This window comes from Frankia sp. EI5c, assembly GCF_001636565.1.
In the GTDB taxonomy this organism is placed as follows: Bacteria; Actinomycetota; Actinomycetes; order Frankiales; family Frankiaceae; genus Parafrankia.
The window spans coordinates 16,540-35,326 of the sequence record NZ_LRTK01000020.1 but is presented as its reverse complement, the minus strand read 5'-3'; the positions used below and the strand labels follow the sequence as shown (position 1 = coordinate 35,326).

The following is an 18,787-nucleotide window of genomic DNA, read 5'->3' as shown; positions in this document are numbered from 1 at the left end:
CCCCGCCTGACATGTCAGGTTGTCGGCGACGGGCTTTGGGTGGGTCGGGCAGCGGCCGAGACAATGCGACGTTTAAAACCACCCCCGGGAAACACCGGGGGCGGCGATGCGCGAGGTTCAGGGGCGCGCGAGGTTCAGGGGCGCGCGAGGTGACGGCTGATGACGAGGCGCTGGATCTGGTTGGTGCCCTCGAAGATCTGCATGACCTTCGCCTCCCGCATGTACCGCTCCACCGGGAAGTCCTTGGTGTAGCCGGCGCCACCGAGCACCTGCACCGCGTCCTCGGTCACCTTCATCGCGGCGTCCGTCGCGACCAGCTTGGCGATCGAGGCGGCCCGCCCGTACTGCAGGCCCGCGTCCCGGCGCCGGGCCGCCGCGAGGGTGGTGGCCCGGGCGGACTCGACGGCCGCGGCCATGTCCGCGAGCAGGAACCCGAGGCCCTGGTGGTCGATGATCGCCCGGCCGAAGGCCTCCCGCTCCTTGGCATAGGCCACGGCGTCGTCGAGGGCGCGCTGCGCCAGCCCGACCGCGGTGGCGGCGATCCCGAGCCGGCCGGAGTCGAGGGCCGACAGCGCGATGGACAGGCCCTGCCCCTGCTCGCCGACCAGCCGGGAGGCCGGGACCGGGGTGTCGTCGAAGCTGATCTGGGTCGTCGGGGAGGCGGTCAGGCCCATCTTCTTCTCCGGCGGGTGGAACCGGATGTTGGGCGTGTCGGCGTCCACGAGGAAACAGGAGATGCCACCTCGGGTGTCCTGGGACGTCCGCGCGAACACGGTGTAGAAGTCGGCGGCGCCGCCGTGGGTGACCCAGGCCTTCGTCCCGTTCAGGAGGTAGCCGTCGGCGGTGGGGGTCGCGGTCACCCGCATCGCAGCGGGGTCGGAGCCCGCGTGCGCCTCCGAGAGGCAGTAGGCCCCGAGCAGGTCACCGGAAAGCATCCGGGGCAGGTGCTCCTCCTGCTGCTCGGGTGTGCCGAAGGTCGCGAGCGGATAGCAGGACAGCGCGTGCACGCTGACGCCGACCGCCACCGCCGACCACCGGTAGGAGATCTCCTCCAGTACCTGGAGGTAGACCTCGTAGGGCTGCTCGCCACCGCCGAAACGCTCCGGGTACGGCAGGCTCAGCAGGCCCGCCTGGCCCAGCACCGCGAACTCCTTGCGGGGGAAGCGGCTGGCGGCCTCGTACTCGGCGACGATGGGAGCGAGCTCCCGGTCGCACATGGTCGCGGTGAGCTCGACCAGCTCCTTCGCCTCCGGTGAGGGAAGCTGCCGTTCGGCGGGCATCGTGACCTCCGGTGCGTCGACAGCGACCACCGCGATCTCCGGGCCGTCCCGGAGATCGCGATCGTCTGGCGTCCTCTTCGAAACGAGAGACGCAAGATTTGTACCGCGACTCGCCGCTTCGATGGCGTGCTTGCCACCAGTCAACCCGGCGGCCCGGCCGCGGTCGCTCGGCGGCCCGGCCGGTGGCTGCCGGTCCGCGTGGGGAGGATTGTGATGATCCGCTGATCTGGTCCGGCGGTGGGTGTGTTTCAGGGATACTGGTATGCGGGCGGATCGCCGAAGGCCGGGCAGTCGGGCCGGATGCTCGCGGGTTCCTCCGAAGGTGGCGAAAGCCGCCCCGGTCGCGTGCCGTCCTGAAGGACGATGCGAGGGCGCCCCGCCGCAACCGGGGGCGCACGGTCCGCGACGGCCGGGGGCGCGGTCCGTGGGGGGAGTTCAGCGGGTCAGGACGGACGGGGGGCCGTCGAGGGAGGAAGGTCGATGGTCAACATGAACCCGGGTGAAGGTGGCTGGCAGCAGGAGCGGTTCGCCCAGGCCCGCCGGTTCGCCGGGCAGGCCAGGCAGGACCGCACGACCGGTTGGTACATCCCGCTGGCGATCACGATTGTCGGGGCCGGTGCCTCGTTCGACGCGTTCGGGCGGGGGTTCGGCTTCCTCTACGGGTGGGGCCTGGCGATCGCGTTCGCCGTGCTGNCGTGGTCCACCATCCGTGCGGTGCCGTCGATGATCGACGATCTGAATGTCGCGCGGGCGAGCGGGCCGCGCAAGCTCACCACGCTGCTCAACGCCCCGGTGCGCAGTCGCGGGATCTTCCTGCTCGCCGCCGCGCTGCCGATTCTCGTGGCGTTGGTGAAGACGGTGGGCTTCTACACGTTCGGCGGCCTGCTGATGGTCGGCCTGGTTCTGGCGGTGGCTCTCGGTGCCTCGTGGGTGCTTGAGCGCCGCTGACGTCACGGCAGACCCGGCCGCGTAACACGGTCGGGTCGTACCGTCCCGGCCCCGTGCTCCCGGGACCCGCGCCCCACCTCGGGGCGGGGTCCGGAGCCCGGGGCCGGTTTCGTTTCTCCTCGTATCTCGCGAAAATGACTTTGCGGACGTCGCCCTCCGTGGTGAGCTCTCGGAACATGCTGGTCGGAGTGGCGTTCGGAGCGGACGGCAGTCCGGAGGGACGATGTGTGCCGGGCTGGCGGGGCCTGGTACGCCGAGCCTGCCGAGTGCCTCGATGTCGCTCGGCCCTCCCGATCCGCGGATTCAGTCGTACTCTCCGTATCGGTCGAACCTGCCGATCCGAGAGGCCTGCACGAGCTGGTTCCCGCGGCCGGGCCGGTGTGGCCGGCCCGCGCCGGCCCCCTGTCCGGTCCATCCGTCGACGGAGATCACATGCTTGTCAGACTGCTGTGGAGCCATCTCCGGCCCTACAGATGGCCGGTGCTCCTGCTGGTCGCGCTCCAGTTCACCGCCACGCTGGGCCTGCTCTACCTGCCGACGCTGAACGCCGACATCATCGACAACGGCGTCGTACCGGGGGACACGGGATACATCATCCGGCTTGGCGGGGTGATGCTCGGCGTGACGCTGGTGCAGGCGGCCTGCTCGGGAGCCGCGGTGTTCTTCGGCGCGCGCACCGCGATGGCGATCGGCCGCGATCTTCGTGCCTCGGTGTTCGACCGGGTCCAGTCCTTCTCCGCCCGGGAGGTCGGCCGGTTCGGCGCGCCCTCGCTGATCACCCGGGCGACGAACGACGTCCAGCAGGTCCAGATGGTGGTCCTGATGGCGTGCACCATGATGATCTCCGCGCCGATCATGTGCCTGGGCGGGATCGCGCTGGCGGTGCACCAGGACGCGAAACTCTCACTGCTGCTCGTCGCGATCGTCCCGCTGCTGGCCGCGATGATCCTGTTGATCATCCGGCGGATGCAGCCGTTGGGCCGCGGGATGCAGGCCCGTCTCGACGAGGTCAACCGGATCCTGCGTGAGCAGATCACCGGTCTGCGGGTGATCCGCGCCTTCGTCCGGGACGACTACGAGCGGCGCCGGTTCGCCACCGCCAACACCGATCTCACCGACGTCTCACTGCGCATGGGCCGGCTCATGGCGCTGCTGTTCCCGCTGGTGCTGGCGGTGGTGAACATCTCCAGCATCGCCGTCATCTGGTTCGGCGCGTACCGCATCGACAGCGGCGGCATGGAGGTCGGCGCGCTGACCGCCTTCCTCAGCTACCTGATGCAGATCCTGATGTCGCTGATGATGGCCACCTTCCTGTTCGCGGTGATCCCGCGCGCCGAGGTGTGCGCGGAGCGCATCCATGAGGTGCTGGCGACCTCCTCGACACTGCGCCCGCCCACCGACCCGGTGCGGGAGCTGGCCCGCCAGGGCGAGCTGGAGCTGCGCGACGTCGAGTTCCGCTACCCGGGCGCGGAGGAGCCGGTGCTGCGCGAGGTGAACCTGCGGGTCGCCCCGGGGCAGACCGTGGCGGTCATCGGCAGCACCGGCAGCGGCAAGTCCACCCTGCTCGGCCTCGTCCCCAGGCTGTCGGACGTCTCCGAGGGCGCGGTGCTGATCGACGGTGTGGACGTCCGCGACCTCGACGCGAAGGTGCTCGCGGAGACGATCGGCCTCGTGCCGCAGAAGCCGTACCTGTTCACCGGCACGATCGCGTCGAACCTGCGCTACGGCAACCCCGAGGCGAGCGACGAGGAGCTGTGGTGGGCACTCGAGATCGCACAGGCCAGCGAGTTCGTCGCGGCGATGCCTGACGGGCTGGACACGCCGGTCGCGCAGGGCGGCACCAACGTCTCCGGGGGGCAGCGCCAGCGGTTGGCCATCGCCCGCGCGCTGGTCCGGCGTCCGGAGATCTACCTGTTCGACGACTCCTTCTCGGCGCTCGACTACGCGACCGACGCCCAGCTGCGCGCGGCGCTCGCCCGCGAGACAGCCGGTGCGACGAAGGTGATCGTGGCCCAGCGGGTGGCGACCATCCGCGACGCCGACCAGATCATCGTCCTGGACGACGGCCGGATCGTGGGCGCGGGGACCCACCAAGAGCTCCTGGCGGAGAACCCGACCTACCGGGAGATCGTCTTCTCGCAGCTCACCGAGGAGGAGGCGGCAGCATGACACGCCCACCGGCGGGCGGCCCGCGCCCGATGCCCGGCCCCGGGCGCTTCTTCAGCGGCGGCGCGGAGAAGCCCAGCGATTTCCGGGTCTCGATCCGGCGGCTTACTCGGCTGCTGGGCCGGCAGCGCGCCCTGCTGGTGCCGGCCGTCGGGCTGGCCGTCGTCAGCGTCGCGCTCACCGTCACCGGTCCGCGGCTGCTCGGGCACGCCACCGACCTGGTGTTCGCCGGCCTGCTCGGCTCCCGGCTGCCCGACGGGATGACGAAGGAACAGGCCGTCGCGATGCTGCGGGCCGAGGGCCACGGCACACAGGCGGACCTGCTCTCCTCGGTCGACGTCACCCCGGGCCACGGGATGGACTTCGACGCGATCGGCGTGGTGCTGCTGGGCGTGCTGATCATCTACGTGGTCGCCGCCCTGTGCGGGGTGCTGCAGGCCCGGCTGGTCAACCAGGCCCTGCAGCGCATGCTGGCCGAGCTGCGCGGCGAGGTCCAGGCGAAGATCACCAGGCTGCCGCTGCGCTACTTCGACCGCAGCCAGCGCGGTGAGGTGCTCAGCCGGGTCACCAACGACATCGACAACCTGGGGCAGTGCCTGCAGCAGAGCTTCTCGCAGATCATCGCCTCGGTGCTGACCATCGTCGGCGTGCTGGCCATGATGGTCTGGATCTCGCCGCTGCTGGCGCTGATCGCGGTGGTGACGGTGCCAGTGTCGATCCTCGTCACCGCCCGGATCGGCAAGCTGGCCCAGCCGCAGTTCGTCAGCCAGTGGAAGTCGACCGGTCGGCTCAACGGCCACATCGAGGAGATGTACACCGGGCACGCGCTGGTGCGCGCCTTCGGCCGGCAGGAGGAGGCCGCCGAGATCTTCCGCGAGCACAACGAGCGCCTCTACGAGGCAAGCTGGCGGGCCCAGTCGATCTCCGGGCTCATGCAGCCGATGATGATGTTCATCGGCAACCTGAACTACGTGCTGGTCGCGGTGGTCGGTGGTCTGCGCGTCGCGTCCGGGGCGCTGACCATCGGTGACGTCCAGGCGTTCATCCAGTACTCGCGGCAGTTCAGCCAGCCGCTGACCCAGCTCGCCAGCATGGGCAACATGGTGCAGTCCGGGGTCGCCTCCGCGGAGCGGGTCTTCGACCTGCTGGACGCCGCCGAGCAGGACCCCGACCCGCTGGTTCCCGCCATCCCGGCGCAGGCCCGCGGCCGGGTCGCCTTCGAGCACGTCGCCTTCCGCTACGAGCCGGAGAAGCCGCTCATCGAGGACCTGTCGCTGGTCGCCGAACCGGGTCACACCGTCGCGATCGTCGGGCCCACCGGCGCCGGCAAGACCACGCTCATCAACCTGCTGATGCGCTTCTACGAGGTCACCGGCGGGCGGATCACACTGGACGGCGTCGACATCGCCACGATGTCCCGGGCCGGCCTGCGCTCGTCCATCGGCATGGTCCTGCAGGACACCTGGCTTTTCGGTGGCACGATCGCGGAGAACATCGCCTACGGGGCCGAGGGCGCCACCCGTGAGGAGATCGTCGCGGCGGCTCGCGCCGCGCACGTGGACCGGTTCGTGCGGACCCTGCCCGCCGGCTACGACACCGTGCTCGATGACGAGGGCGTCGGCGTCAGCGGCGGCGAGAAACAGCTCATCACCATCGCCCGTGCTTTCCTCGCCGAGCCGCTGATCCTCGTGCTGGACGAGGCCACCAGCTCGGTGGACACCCGGACCGAGGTACTGATCCAGCGGGCCATGTCCCGGCTGCGCGCCGGTCGCACCGCCTTCGTCATCGCGCACCGGCTCTCCACGATCCGGGACGCCGACACGATCCTGGTGATGGAGAACGGTGCCATCGTCGAGCAGGGCACCCATGCGAGCCTGCTGGAGGCGGACGGTGCCTACGCCCGGCTCTACCAGGCCCAGTTCGCGCAGGCCGTGGCGGAGACGGGCTGACGGGGAGACAGGGGTGACGGGGTGGCCCGGAGCCCTCACCCAAGCCCGTCCGAGGCCCGTTCCGCGCCCGTAGTCCTTGGGAGGACCAGAGTCTGATGACCGAAACGCGACGTGAGGCACTGCGCCAGGTCCCGCTNGGCAGTCAGGGACTGCGGGTCAGCACGCAGGGACTCGGCTGTATGGGAATGTCGGAGTTCTATCCGGGGCGGGACGACGACGAGTCCGTGGCGACTCTGCTCCGGGCGCTTGACCTGGGTGTGAACTTCCTCGACACCGCTGACATGTACGGGCCGCACACCAACGAGCGGCTCGTCGGCCGGGCGATCGCCGCGCGTCGCGACGAGGTCGTGCTCGCCACCAAGTTCGGCATCGTCCGGGAACCGGCGGATCCCACCGCGCGCGTGGTGAACGGCCGGCCGGAGTACGTGCGGTCAGCCTGCGACGCCTCCCTGGCTCGGCTGGGCGTCGATCACATCGACCTCTACTACCAGCACCGGGTCGACCCACAGGTACCGATCGAGGAGACGGTCGGCGCGATGGCCGAGCTGGTGACCGCGGGCAAGGTCCGCTACCTGGGGCTTTCCGAGGCGGCGCCGGCGACCATCCGCCNGGCGCACGCGGTGCACCCGATCACCGCCCTGCAGACCGAGTACTCGATCTGGGCCCGGCAGCCCGAGGCGGAGATCCTGCCGACGCTGCGCGAGCTCGGAATCGGGTTCGTCGCCTACAGCCCGCTGGGCCGGGGCTTCCTGACCGGCGCCTTCCGCTCCGCCGCCGACTTCGCGGCAGACGACTTCCGCTCCGGCCAGCCCCGGATGCAGGGTGAGAACCTGCGCGGCAACCTCGCCGTGGTCGCGGAGATCGAGCGGATCGCCGCCGCGCACGATGCCACCGCGGCACAGATCGCGCTCGCCTGGGTGCACCAGCGGGGCGACGACATCGTCCCGATCCCCGGGACGAAACGCCGCACCTATCTGGAGCAGAACGCCGCCGCGGCGGGTATCGCCCTGACCGCGGGCGAGGTCGAGAGCCTCGCGCGGGCGGGTGACGGCGTCCAGGGGGAGCGCTACCCGGACATGTCCGGCGTGGACCGGTAGGTGGACCGGTAGCCCGTCCGCTGTTCCGGCGACCCCGCCCGTACAATCCCTGCCGTCTCGGGGCGCGGCATTGTGGAGGTTGCAGGTGGAGAAGGACATCCTCGTCGTCATCGGCGTGGGCGGCATGGGCCGGGCCATCGCCCGGCGGATCGGCAGCGGGCGGAAGATCCTGCTGGCCGACGTCAACGAGGCCGCGCTCGGGGTGGCCGACACGCTGCGCGGTGAGGGGCAGGAGGTCGTCACCCAGGTCGTCGACGTCTCCAGCCGGGAGTCGGTGGCGGCGCTCGCCGACACCGCCGCGGGTCTCGGCCGGGTGACACAGATCGCGCACACGGCGGGGCTGTCTCCCACCCAGGCGCCGACGGAGGCGATCCTGCGGGTGGACCTGCTCGGCGTGGCGCTGGTGCTCGACGAGTTCGCCCGGGTCGTGGCCCCCGGCGGCGCGGGTGTCGTCATCGCGAGCATGTCCGGTTACATGGGTGGGCTGACCCCGGAGCAGGCACGGGCCGTCGCCGCGACGCCGACGGACGAGCTGCTGGCGCTGCCGTTCTTCGACCCGGGCGTGCTCGGCTCGCCGGGAGCGGCGTACGCGCTGGCCAAGCACGCCAACATCGTGCGGGTCCAGGCGGCGGCCGGCCCCTGGGGCGAGCGCGGGGCGCGGATCAACTCGATCAGCCCGGGCGTCATCTCGACGGCCATGGGCCAGCAGGAACTGGCCGGCGAGTCCGGCGAGCAGATGCGGATCATGGTGTCGATGTCGGCGGCGAAGCGGCTCGGCACTCCGGACGACATCGCCGCCGGAGCCGCGTTCCTGCTCGGCCCGGACGCCAGCTTCGTCAGCGGCACCGATCTCCTGGTCGACGGTGGCACCGTCGCCGCCATCCGCCCGCTGCTGCCGGTGGGCTGACGGCGGCGACCCGATCCCACCCCGCCGTTCGCAGCCCGCTGATCCGTGATGCCGCGCCGTGGCGGTGCGCCGTGGCGGTGCGGCCCCACCCGCCGCGGGTTCGTAGCATCCTCGGCATGGTGGCGGAGGAAGGGACCACCCGGATCGACATCTGGATCTGGTCGGTCAGGCTGGTGAAGACCAGGACGATGGCGGGTGACGCCTGCCGTGGTGGCCACGTCCGGCTCAACGGCGAGCGGGTGAAACCGGCGCGGCCGGTGCGGGCCGGGGACGAGGTCCGCCTCCGGCTCGACGGCCACGAACGGGTCGTCGTGGTGACCAAGGTGATCGCCAAGCGGGTGGGCGCGGCGATCGCGGCGGAGTGCTATGTCGACAACAGCCCGCCGCCGCCGGAACGCCAACCGTTGATGGCGGCACGTGACCGAGGCGCGGGACGGCCCACCAAACGCGACCGCCGAGCATTGGAGCGCCTGCGTAACCTCTGAGCGCCCGGTGCCAGTGCCGGTCGGCACCGGCACCGGCTCTGGTCTCGGCTCCGGTCTGATCACAATTGTGAGGCGAGCCGGGCGGAGAGCGCCCGGGCGAGCTCGTCCATCACGTCGGCGGGCACCCACTCGGATTCCGGGCGGCGCAGGTGGTGGAAGATCGCCGGTCCGTGCTCCTCGGCGGGCAGGTCGGCTGCCCGGGGAATGATGTGCACATGGAGGTGGGTGAAGCCGGCCGCCTCGGAGAACGCCGCCACGTACGTGCGCGTGCAGCCGGTGACCTCGGTCAGCGCCCGGCTCACCTGGGTGCACAGCAGACCGAGTTCGGCGGCCTCTGCCTGGCTCAGCTCGGCGACCGTGGTGATGTGCCGGCGGGCGACGACGACCAGCCACCCGGGTAGTGCGCAACGGATGGCGTGTGCGACCCGCCATCCGTCACCCAGATGAATTCTCTCCCGCGGCAGGAGTCCCGCCCATTGCGTGTTCTGGTCACAGGACCAGCAGCTGTCGGTGCTGGAAACCTCGTTGTCACCCATCCCCGGAACACTAGCGAGCGTGTTCGGGGCCGAATTCGTGATGAATCTCGGGCATGAAATGCCGCGATCAGGTGTACCGGGCGTAGCGCCGAGGTGTTCGGCGGCGGAACCCTGGGGAAATTGCCTCCCCGGCGCGGGCGTGCCCGCCGGGCTCCGGCGGCGCCGGCAGGCACCAGCAGTCCTTGATCAACTAATTGTTCCTGTCTGACAGCAAGTGTGGGCTCCGCCGATGGCGGGCGTAACGGCGGCACCGCGGCACGTTCCGTGCGGCAAAGGGGCGCCGGCCGCGCTCCCTCCACCGGGAAGTCCCGGACGCGCTTCGNAGCGTGTTGTGGCACTTCGGCGGCAGCTTTCTGCCCCGGTGTCCGGAACCGGTCTGCTGGTTTCTATCATTCCAGATGCTGCATACGGAGCGTTCGTCCATTGATCCACCGGATCGTGGGCGGATCGGCGGATCGGCGTCGGATGGGGCTGAACACATGACCAGGAACGCGCGGTGCCGGGTTATGGCGTGCGGATGACCGGCACGGCCGACACCGACCGCATTCGATGACCGTCGACGCGACCGTCGGCACGACCGTCGACGAACCGGCCGGTGCCGGCACCGGCCCGATCGCCGTGGCCCCCCTCGTCGGTGTCGACCTGAACCCGGTCTGCCTGGATCACCTTGCTGGTTTTGATCACCTGGCTGGCCTGGATCCCTCGGTCGACCTGAAGCAGCCGGCCGATCCGGACCGCCCGCGCCTACCCCGTACCCGTACCCGTGCGCGTGCCGGGCGCCTCCGGTCGGGCGCCGACGCCCGGGCGTTGCGTTCACCGGCGGTGGCCGTCACGCTGCTCGCGTTCCTGTCGTTCGTCGGCAGCCTCGTCCTGCAGGCGAAGCTTTTTCCGGACGGCTCGGGTGACGCCGACGAGGCCGCCTACGTGCTGCAGGCCAGGATGCTGCTCCAGGGGCGGCTGACGCTGGACGCATCCGCGGTCGAGCCGTTCTTCCGGCCGTGGCTCACCGGTGAGCACGGCGGCAAGGTGTTCACCAAGTACCTGCCCGGCTGGCCCGCGATGCTCGCCTGTTCGCAGGCCGTGTTCGGCACCATGACGGTCGCCCCGGCGGCGGTGGCGGCCGGGTGGGTGGCCGGGACGTACCGACTGGCCCGGGAACTGTTCCGCGACGCCAGGACGGCGCTGCTCGCCGCGCTGGGCGTGGCGCTGTCCCCGCTCGTGCTGCTGCACACCGCACTGCCGCTCGCCTACGCGGCGTGTGTGGCGGTGCTGACGCTGGCCAGCGCGGAACTGCTCCGCGGGGCGCGCACCGGGTCGCGGGCCGCCCTGGTCGCCGGTGGGGCGGGCGCCGGGTACGCGCTGCTGATCCGGCCGTTCGACGCGGTGATAGTCGTCCTTCCGGTGCTCGCGGTCGTCCTGGCACGGGGGCGGGCGCAGGGTCGGGAGCGGGGACGGGCAGTGCGGCGGGCAGTGCCGCGGACGGTGCCGCGGCGGGCCGCCTGGGCGCTGCTGGGGGCGTTGCCGCTGGTCGTGATCCTGCTGGCCTACTGCTGGTACGTGACGGGTTCGCCGCTGCGAATGCCGCTGTCCGCCTCCGACCCGCTGGACCGCTTCGGCTTCGGCCCGCGCCGGATCCTGCCGTCCGAACCGACCTTCCTGTTCACCCGCCGGCTCGCGTTCGATGCGCTGCGGGAGACCCTCGCCGTGGCCCCGAGCTGGTTCTTCGGTGGCGTCGGCCTGGTCACCTTGGCCGCCGTCGGTCTGCTGGTCCCGCGGCACCGCCCCGAGCGGCTCATGCTGCTCGCGACCAGCGGGATGGTCCTGGCCGCCTACACGTTCTGGTGGGGGTCCGCGTTCGCGATGCCGGGACTGCGGGACGGGCTCGGGCCGCACTACCACCTGGCGGCGTTCACCCCGGTCGTCATCCTCGCGGCGGACGGCGCGCGGTGGCTGTGGGCGCTGTCGGCGCGCGTCCCCGGCCGGCTCACCCGGCGCATGGTCCGCCCGGGCCTCGCGGTGGTCGTCGGGGTGGGGCTGGTGGCGATGACGCTGCCCACGCTGCCGGCCCGGATCGACATGCAGCGGGCCATCAACGAAGGCAATGCCTTCCTGGACGCCGTGATCCCCCGCCAGCTCGACGGTCCCGCGGTGATCCTGGTGACTCCGCCGACCTCGAGCCGTTACACCCAGATTCCGTACCACACGCTGCGGAACACCCCCGGGCTGGACGGGCCGGTGGTGTACGCGGCCGACGTCGGCCCCGGCTCGGCGGCGCTTCCCGACCGGGTGCCCGGCCGCACGATCTACCGGCTGCGGCCGGGGGAGATCGTCGACCCGGCGGTTGCGGGGAGCCTGCGCGGTTCCTTCAAGGAGCTCCGCCAGGTCACCGGAACCCGGATCAGCATCCAGGTGGACGTGGAATCACCCGCGGCCACCGGGTCGCTGTACGTCCGGTTGGGCAGCACGGTGTTGTCGGCCGGCGCCACGACCAGCCGCCCGTTCGTGCTCACCTCCGGGCCCGCCACCGGTCCGGACGAGATCGGGATGGTGGGCGGGTCACGGCCGGCCGAGCTTGTCGTCGGCTTCACGGAAGGCCGGGGTGCCGAGGCCGCGGTCTGGGAGGAGCGGATCCCGCTCGTGCGGCGTCCCGGTGGCGATCTGTCGCTGCTGGCGCCCGGCCTCGGCTGGCGGCGGCTGCCCGCGAGTGGGGGCGGCCGGTGGTACGCCGCCGACACCAGCCCCGTTCTGCGGGTGTCGGTGACGGGCTCCGTGCCGTCGGGCGCTGCCCGGTGATCTTCCAGCGGCGCTCCTGACTGTGCCGGGGCCTCCCGCCGCCCTGCCGGCGCCCCCCTCGGCGGTGTCGTCTCAGGCGTGTTCGCCCGTCGGTTGCGAACGCGGGGGGACGCCGTCCGGGCGGTAGGTCCGCACCGGTGCCGTGGTCGGATCGGTGCCGAGGGTGTTGCCGCAGCGAGTGGAGATCCAGCGGCGGCGTCCCGGCGTCGGCCGCCAGCTCTCGATGTCGAAGGTCTCGCCGGTGGCGTACCGCTCCGCGCCCGAACCGGGGACGAGGGCCAGGAACTCGTGGCATCTGAGCTGGTCCCGCAGGCTCTCGGTCACCGCGGGGTCCAGGGTGCCGACGCAGTCCCGCACGGCGGTCCAGAGCTGCGCGCTCGCATCGTCGCGGTCATCGGCCTGCCGGGCGGCGTCAGTGGGCCACAGCGAGATCTGGAAGTCACCGCCGGCCCACCGGCGCACGGAGATCTCCTGGACGTACCGGCTTTCACCGCAGTAGGGGGCCGCCCCGGCCGACCCCGCCCGTTGCGCGCCGTCCCCGGAGCCCGCTCCTGCCGAGCCCGGCGGGGGCGTCGACCCCGCCTCGGCGCCCACGCCCGCGCCCGCGCCCTCGCCCGCGGAGCGGTCCTGGCTGCTCGGAGCGGGGGTTGTGGGCGTGACCACCTCCGGGTCGTCGGAGCCCCCGCCGTTCGCCACCGCGATCGCGGCGGCCGCCAGGATCCCGAGGCCGCCGATCATTGCCCCACGGGACCGGCGCTGCTGTGTCATCGGACGAGCGTAGGTCCTCGCCGGCGGGTCGCCGGTCGATCGAGGCAGATGGTTCCGGAGTGTTCCACTGGAGCGGCCACGGAGCGCGGTTGCCGGCGATGTCAACATCTACCTTCTCGGTTGAGAATCTGGTATCACCTCACACCAGAGCGGCGTTCTGTCCGCGACGAACTGTTCTTCCCCGCCGGAGGGCGGTAGGGGTACCCGGGCGGGTTCCGTCGAGGAACACCTGCCGCAGGACTCGGAGGACCCATGTACCCGCCCGACCACGTCACCCTCACCCCGGACAAGCCCGCGGTGATCCTCACCGGTGGCCCCGGCGGCGAGGACCGCGTCCAGACCTACCGGGAGCTTGTCGAAGGCTCCGCGCGGCTGTCTCGCCTGCTGGTCGATTCGGGCCTGCGGCCGGGTGACTGCCTGGCGATCATCGCCGAGAACCACCTGCGGTACTTCGAGCTCGTGTGGGCGGGCCTCAACTGTGGTCTCTACATCACACCGATCAACTCGCACCTCACCGCCCCCGAGGCCGCCTACCTGGTGAACGACAGCGGCGCCAAGGCGTTGGTCAGCACCCGCAAACTGGCGGGGGTGGCCGAGGAGCTCGTGCCCGAGACCCCCGGCGTCCTGCGGCGGTTCATGCTCGACGGGCCGTCCGAGCACTACGAGGATCTCGACGCCGCGACCGCCGGGTATTCCGCCGGGCCGCGTGACGACGAGGTCCGCGGCTCGTTCATGCTCTACAGCTCGGGGACGACCGGCCGGCCGAAGGGCATCCGCTTCCCGCTGCCCGACACTCCCGCCTCCGCCGGGGACGTCCAGCTGCTCAACGGCACCGCGCGGATGTTCGGTCTGAACGCCGACTCGGTGTACCTGTCACCGGCGCCGCTGTACCACGCGGCCCCACTGCGGGTGTCCGCGGTGTTGCACAGTGTGGGTGGCACCGTGGTCGTGCTCCCGAAGTTCGACGCGCAGGAGGCGCTGCGCGCGGTCGAGCAGTACCGGGTCGTGGCCGCGCAGTGGGTCCCGACCATGTTCGTGCGGATGCTCAAGCTCCCGCCGGAGATCCGCGAACGCTACGACCTGTCGAGCATGCGCATCGCCATGCACGCCGCGGCACCCTGCCCGGTGGACGTGAAGCGCCAGATGATCGACTGGTGGGGCCCGATCATCTACGAGTACTACTCCGGCTCGGAGAACTTCGGCAGCACCGGCCTGTCCAGCGAGGAGTGGCTGGCCCACCCGGGCTCGGTCGGCCGGCCCCAGGGCGGCGTCCTGCACATCTGCGGTGACGACGGCACGGAGCTGGCGGCCGGGGAGACCGGGACGGTCTACTTCGAGAGCCGGGGCGCCGGGTTCAGCTACCACCGGGATCCCGAGCGGACCAGGGCCGTGAGCCACCCCGCTCATCCAGGCTGGCGCACCCTGGGCGATGTCGGTCACGTCGACGAGGACGGATACCTCTACCTCAGTGACCGGCGCGACTTCACGATCATCGCCGGTGGCGTCAACATCTACCCGCGGGAGATCGAGGACGTGCTGGTGATGCACGAGGAGGTGGTGGACGTCGCCGTCTTCGGCGTGCCGCATCCGGAGCTCGGTGAACAGGTCAAGGCAGTCATCCAGCCGGTGACGATGGCGGCGGCCGGGGACGCGCTGGCGACCCGGCTGCTGGAGTACTGCAAGGAAAGGCTCGCGCCCTTCAAATGGCCGCGGTCCANCGACTTCGTGCCGGAGCTGCCCCGGCTCGACAACGGCAAGCTCTACAAGAAGCCGTTGCGAGACGCGTACTGGGCGAAGGAACCGACCGCGACGTAGGGCCCTCATGGTGCCGGGCAGGTAGCCGTCACCCGGAAAGCGAATCCTGGTCGAGGTGACGGCGATGCCTGAAATTGGAATCCTGTCAATCCGCTCGCGGTGGAACCGCGGTGCCGGTCTCCTGGCCGGGCAGGTGCTTCGCCCCGGTCTGGCGGCCGGGCTGCCGACCTCGGTGGCCGGGCTGCCGACCTCGGCGGCCCGGGGCGGGGCTGCTGTGGCCGGCGAAGCCCGGCCCATCCACGCGGCCAGCACTTTCAGCGATTGCCAGCGACGCCGGCAGGCCGCTGCGCGAGTGAACTCCCGCACCCGCGGGGGTCCCGCAGGCTTTGCGAAGGGCGCCTAAAAGGCTCTCCGTGTCTCTTCTGAAAAGTACGCTCCAGGGGCTTGCAATATGTGCGTCGAAGTGAATGTCAAGATGCTCCGNGGAGAGGCACAGGTGGCCTTTTAGTCGCGCGAACGAGAGAATCCCGCCGGCGCTGAGAGCTGGCCATCATTGTCAGAACGCTCGAAGGGTAGGTCGGGCGTGTTCCCAGCCGTGGCGCTGTTCGGGGAAACGACTACTGCCACCTTCAGGCCCGGCGAGCGAGGAATTCCTTACTGCTTCACGCGGTCGCCCCGGCGTGGATGATGTGATCGATACTGGCGGCGTGAATGGTCAGCCCGCGAGCCCGCGAGCCCGCGAGCCCGCGAGCCCGCGAGCCCGCGAGCGATCGACGGTGGCGGGCGGTGGAGGAGAGGGCGGTTCCGATGGAGCGCACGTCCGGCCTGGGCGGCCGGCCCACAGCGGGCACGGCCGGCACGGCACGGGACCGCACGCCTGCCGGCCCCGGCGAGGCCGAAGAAGCGTTGCTGGACCAGGCGGCCACCTGGCTCGGGGAGTCCGACGCGCTGCTGGTCTGCGCCGGGGCCGGCATGGGGGTGGACTCCGGGCTTCCCGACTTCCGCGGCGACACCGGCTTCTGGCGGGCCTACCCGCCCTACGCCCGTCTCGGACTCTCCTTCGCCCAGCTTGCCGACCCGGTCCATTTCCGCGCCGACCCCGCCCTCGCCTGGGGCTTCTACGGTCATCGGCTCGGTCTGTACCGCCGCACGGTGCCGCATCAGGGTTTCGAGGTGCTGCGCCGGTGGGGTGCCCGCCTGCCCGCCGGAATGTGGGTGTTCACCTCCAACGTGGACGGGCAGTTCCAGCGGGCGGGTATCGGAGAGGTCGCCGAGGTGCACGGATCGATCCACCACCTCCAGTGCACGCTTCCCTGCACGCCGGACGTCTGGCCGGCCGACGGGGTCGAGGTGGCGGTCGACCCGGACACGATGCGGGCGCTGGAGCCGCTGCCGCGTTGTCCGCGCTGCGGGGCGCTGGCCCGCCCGAACATCCTGATGTTCGGGGACTGGAACTGGGTCGGAGATCGCTCCGAGCGTGCCGTGCGGGCCTGCAACTCCTGGCTCGACGGACTGATCGGTGCCGGTGCCGGTGGCGGCGCCGGGCGGCGGCTCGCCGTCCTCGAGATAGGCGCTGGCACCGCGGTGCCGACCGTGCGCCGGATGGCGGAGTCCGCCGCGGGCGGCCGGCTGATCCGGGTGAATCCGCGGGAGGCCGGGATCCGCGCCGGCGCCGGGGTCGCTCTTGGGGCCGGCGCGCTCGCCACCCTGGCCGAGCTGGACGCCCGCCTGCGCTGAGCCCTGAGCCGTCCCGACTACCGTCCCGACTAGGGGGTTCCTGGCCGGCGGCCGGCGCGGATCGCCTCGATGACCAGGCCGATGACCCAGTTGACGGCCTGCGTCGCCGTGTCGGGGTCGAGGCTCCAGGAGCGCACCAGGCGTTCGTAGGTCGGGATGTTCCACAGCGCGTCCAGCATCGCGGCGGCAGCCGAGCGCTCTTCGTCGGTCCACGCCGCGCTGTGTGCGCTGACAGCGCGCAGGAGGGCGTCGCGGCGCAGCTGGTCCTCGGCGACCAGGGCCGGCTGCGGCGCCTCCGCGGGCACCCAGTGTGCGACGGCGTATGACGACAGCGAGGCGAAGGACCGGGCGGTTACCTCGGTGATCCGGTCGAGTTCGAGGTCCTCGTAACGTACCCCCGCCTCCTCCTGCAGGCGGCGCATGACGGCGTTGTGCAGGTCCTCCTCGGTGGGGAAGTGCCGGTAGACGGTGCGCTCGCCGACACCGGCGCGCGTCGCCACCGCGCGGAAGGTCAGGGCGCTCCAGTCCCAGGTCGGCAGGCCGTGGACCAGCGCTGATCCGGCGGTGACGATGCGCTCGCGGGTCTGGTTGGCCCGCTCGCGCCGTACCGGGCTGTCGTAGCGCCGTCGCTGCCGGGCCTGGCCGTCGTCATCTTCGGGTGTTGCGGACACGCTCATATTGGTGACATCATACTGTCGTTAAATCCGTTCAAGTGATCGTCCAGGTGCGGGTGGACGGGTGTTCGTGAACCAGGAGAGACGGGAGCGGTCGAGGTGGATCTTGGTTTAGCTGGCGCCACGGTGGTGGTGCAGGGCGGTACCCAGGGCATGGGTCTCGCCGCCGCGGAGTGCTTCGCCATCGAGGGGGCGAGGGTCGGAGTGCTCGCCCGCGGCCGGGCGAACCTGGACGCGGCGGTCGGGCGCCTGCTGGAGCTGGGTGCGGCCGACGCAGTCGCGCTGCAGGCCGACATCACCCGGCCGGAGCAGGTGACCGCCGCCTTCGAGCAGGTCCGGCAGCGGTGGGGCACCCTGAACAGTCTGGTGAACACCGCCGGCCCCAAAGCGAGCCGGATGGGCCCGTTCGAGGAACTCACCGATGACGACTGGCTTGCCGCGGTCGATGTCGGGGTGCTGGGAATGGTCCGCTGCGTGCGGGCCGCGCTGCCGCTGCTGCGCGGTGCCGAATGGGCCCGCATCGTGAACATCTCGGCGCATTCGACCAAGCGTCAGACCGCCTCCCTGATCGCCTACACCGCGGCCAAGTCAATGGTCACCAGCATCACCAAGAACCTCTCCCTGACCCTCGCCGACGACGAGATCCTGGTCAACACCGTCTCGCCGGGCAGCTTCGCCTCGGACGGGCTGGCCACCTGGGCACGCGGCGCCGGTATCGATCCCGAGGACCTGCACGCCGTCATGGACGGTATCGCGACGCATTTCGGCCATCCGGCGCACCTGCCGCGCGCGGGCGCGCCGGCCGAGATCGGCCCGCTGATCGCGTTCGCGGCCTCACGCCGAAACACATACATGACCGGGGCGAACATCAACATCGATGGTGGGTCCGACTTCTGCTGACCGCCGTCACCGCGCCGTTTTTGCGGAGGAGAACCTGTGGGAGCGCACCATGAGTTACTCGACGCGGCCCGGGCCGCGACCGGACTGAACGACTTCGGCGCGGACTCGTTCCTGGAAGGCCTGGAACGGCTGGTCCGCGCCCTGCGTGACGAGGCCGAGCTCAACAGCACCGGCCAGGACGCGCTGCGCCGGCTCATAGTCGGCCTGCTCAGCCAGCGGCTGATGATCGAGGACTGGTACCGCCGCCATCCGGAGATCGAGGAAGAACGGATCATTGCTCCGCTGATCGGGCTCGGCCTGCCGCGCACCGGCTCGACCGCGCTGTCGTTCCTGCTGGCGGAGGACCCCAACGCGCGTTCGCTGCGGATGTGGGAGGCGAACGCGCCCTGCCCGCCGCCGTCGACCGTGGGCACGGACGACTCCGACCCGCGCATCGACCTCGGCCGGGAGGAGGTGGTGGCCCGGACCCGCACGTCACCGCGCCGCGGGGCACTCGTCCCGGCCAGCGCCACCGGGCCGACGGAGTGCCAGGCCCTGATGGCACTCGACTTCAAGGCGCATTACTTCCAGGCGTTCGCCCGCATCCCGTCGTACTCAAGCTGGTTTCTGGACGCCGATCTCAGCTCGACGTACGAGTACGAACGGCGGGCGTTGAAGCTTCTGCAGTGGGGGTTCCCCAGCCGGCCCTGGCGGCTGAAGTGCCCGACCCACCTGCTCTTTCTGGACCATCTTGACAAGGTCTTCCCGGACGCCCGGTTCGTGATGACGCACCGGGATCCCGCCGAGGTGATN

13 protein-coding genes and 5 pseudogenes are annotated in these 18,787 nt (G+C 71.2%); 14 read left to right on the top strand and 4 right to left on the bottom strand.

Annotated features, from left to right (window positions below; translation table 11 throughout):
• Positions 1-134 precede the first annotated feature (134 nt).
• Positions 135-1,280 carry an acyl-CoA dehydrogenase family protein gene (locus UG55_RS11925; protein WP_066067106.1) on the bottom strand — a complete coding sequence of 382 codons (1,146 nt, stop codon included), beginning with the start codon at positions 1,278-1,280 and terminating at the stop codon, positions 135-137.
• A 480-nt stretch (positions 1,281-1,760) separates the two neighbouring features.
• Between UG55_RS11925 and UG55_RS35855 the strand changes: the two are divergent.
• The 8 genes and pseudogenes from UG55_RS35855 to UG55_RS11895 form a co-directional block, all read left to right on the top strand.
• A pseudogene (locus tag UG55_RS35855) lies at positions 1,761-1,973 on the top strand (hypothetical protein); the annotation flags it as partial.
• 1 nt (position 1,974) lies between these two features.
• Positions 1,975-2,228, top strand: a pseudogene (locus UG55_RS35850) (hypothetical protein); the annotation flags it as partial.
• Between the two features lie 432 nt (positions 2,229-2,660).
• The gene (locus UG55_RS11915) at positions 2,661-4,397 is read left to right on the top strand and encodes an ABC transporter ATP-binding protein (protein WP_066067062.1); all 1,737 of its coding nucleotides are present in this window, start codon (positions 2,661-2,663) and stop codon (positions 4,395-4,397) included.
• Positions 4,394-6,343 carry an ABC transporter ATP-binding protein gene (locus UG55_RS11910; protein WP_066067060.1) on the top strand — a complete coding sequence of 650 codons (1,950 nt, stop codon included), beginning with the start codon at positions 4,394-4,396 and terminating at the stop codon, positions 6,341-6,343. Before UG55_RS11915 ends, UG55_RS11910 begins: the two co-directional genes overlap by 4 nt.
• A gap of 137 nt (positions 6,344-6,480) precedes the next feature.
• Positions 6,481-6,952: pseudogene (locus UG55_RS35845) on the top strand (aldo/keto reductase); the annotation flags it as partial.
• 1 nt (position 6,953) lies between these two features.
• The coding region (locus UG55_RS35840; RefSeq protein WP_242424205.1) for an aldo/keto reductase at positions 6,954-7,440 on the top strand (487 nt) is incomplete at its 5' end.
• Positions 7,441-7,525: 85 nt separating this feature from the next.
• Positions 7,526-8,347, top strand: coding sequence for an SDR family oxidoreductase (locus UG55_RS11900; RefSeq protein ID WP_066067058.1), 822 nt, complete (start codon positions 7,526-7,528; stop codon positions 8,345-8,347).
• Between the two features lie 116 nt (positions 8,348-8,463).
• A complete protein-coding gene (locus UG55_RS11895; protein WP_066067102.1) occupies positions 8,464-8,832 on the top strand; it encodes an RNA-binding S4 domain-containing protein in 369 nt (122 codons plus the stop codon).
• A 59-nt stretch (positions 8,833-8,891) separates the two neighbouring features.
• Here UG55_RS11895 and UG55_RS11890 read toward each other — a convergent pair whose 3' ends face one another.
• Positions 8,892-9,368 (bottom strand): HIT family protein, encoded by a 477-nt coding sequence (locus UG55_RS11890; protein WP_066067056.1) that lies wholly within the window; start codon positions 9,366-9,368, stop codon positions 8,892-8,894.
• 549 nt (positions 9,369-9,917) lie between these two features.
• Here UG55_RS11890 and UG55_RS11885 point away from each other — a divergent pair.
• Positions 9,918-12,161, top strand: a complete 2,244-nt coding sequence (locus UG55_RS11885) for a glycosyltransferase family 39 protein (RefSeq protein WP_066067053.1) — start codon at positions 9,918-9,920, stop codon at positions 12,159-12,161.
• A 72-nt stretch (positions 12,162-12,233) separates the two neighbouring features.
• Here the strand turns inward: UG55_RS11885 and UG55_RS11880 are convergent, their stop codons facing one another.
• Positions 12,234-12,929, bottom strand: a complete 696-nt coding sequence (locus UG55_RS11880; protein ID WP_066067050.1) for a DUF2599 domain-containing protein — start codon at positions 12,927-12,929, stop codon at positions 12,234-12,236.
• 252 nt (positions 12,930-13,181) lie between these two features.
• Between UG55_RS11880 and UG55_RS11875 the strand changes: the two are divergent.
• From UG55_RS11875 to UG55_RS11870, 3 genes and pseudogenes are all read left to right on the top strand, one after another.
• Positions 13,182-14,646 (top strand): annotated as a pseudogene (locus UG55_RS11875) (AMP-binding protein); the annotation flags it as partial.
• Between the two features lies 1 nt (position 14,647).
• A partial coding sequence (locus UG55_RS45305; protein ID WP_255360468.1) for a hypothetical protein occupies positions 14,648-14,744 on the top strand: 97 nt, incomplete at its 5' end.
• A gap of 747 nt (positions 14,745-15,491) precedes the next feature.
• The gene (locus tag UG55_RS11870; RefSeq protein WP_083986697.1) at positions 15,492-16,421 is read left to right on the top strand and encodes a Sir2 family NAD-dependent protein deacetylase; all 930 of its coding nucleotides are present in this window, start codon (positions 15,492-15,494) and stop codon (positions 16,419-16,421) included.
• A 29-nt stretch (positions 16,422-16,450) separates the two neighbouring features.
• On the opposite strand, the gene UG55_RS11865 is transcribed toward UG55_RS11870, so the two are convergent.
• On the bottom strand, positions 16,451-17,098 hold the full coding sequence (locus UG55_RS11865) for a TetR/AcrR family transcriptional regulator (protein WP_066067046.1): 648 nt from the start codon (positions 17,096-17,098) through the stop codon (positions 16,451-16,453).
• 96 nt (positions 17,099-17,194) lie between these two features.
• Here UG55_RS11865 and UG55_RS11860 point away from each other — a divergent pair, with 96 nt between their 5' ends.
• Together UG55_RS11860 and UG55_RS11855 are read left to right on the top strand one after the other, a co-directional pair.
• The gene (locus UG55_RS11860; RefSeq protein ID WP_066067044.1) at positions 17,195-17,995 is read left to right on the top strand and encodes an SDR family NAD(P)-dependent oxidoreductase; all 801 of its coding nucleotides are present in this window, start codon (positions 17,195-17,197) and stop codon (positions 17,993-17,995) included.
• A 36-nt stretch (positions 17,996-18,031) separates the two neighbouring features.
• Positions 18,032-18,786: pseudogene (locus UG55_RS11855) on the top strand (sulfotransferase family protein); the annotation flags it as partial.
• Between the last annotated feature and the right edge of the window lies 1 nt (position 18,787).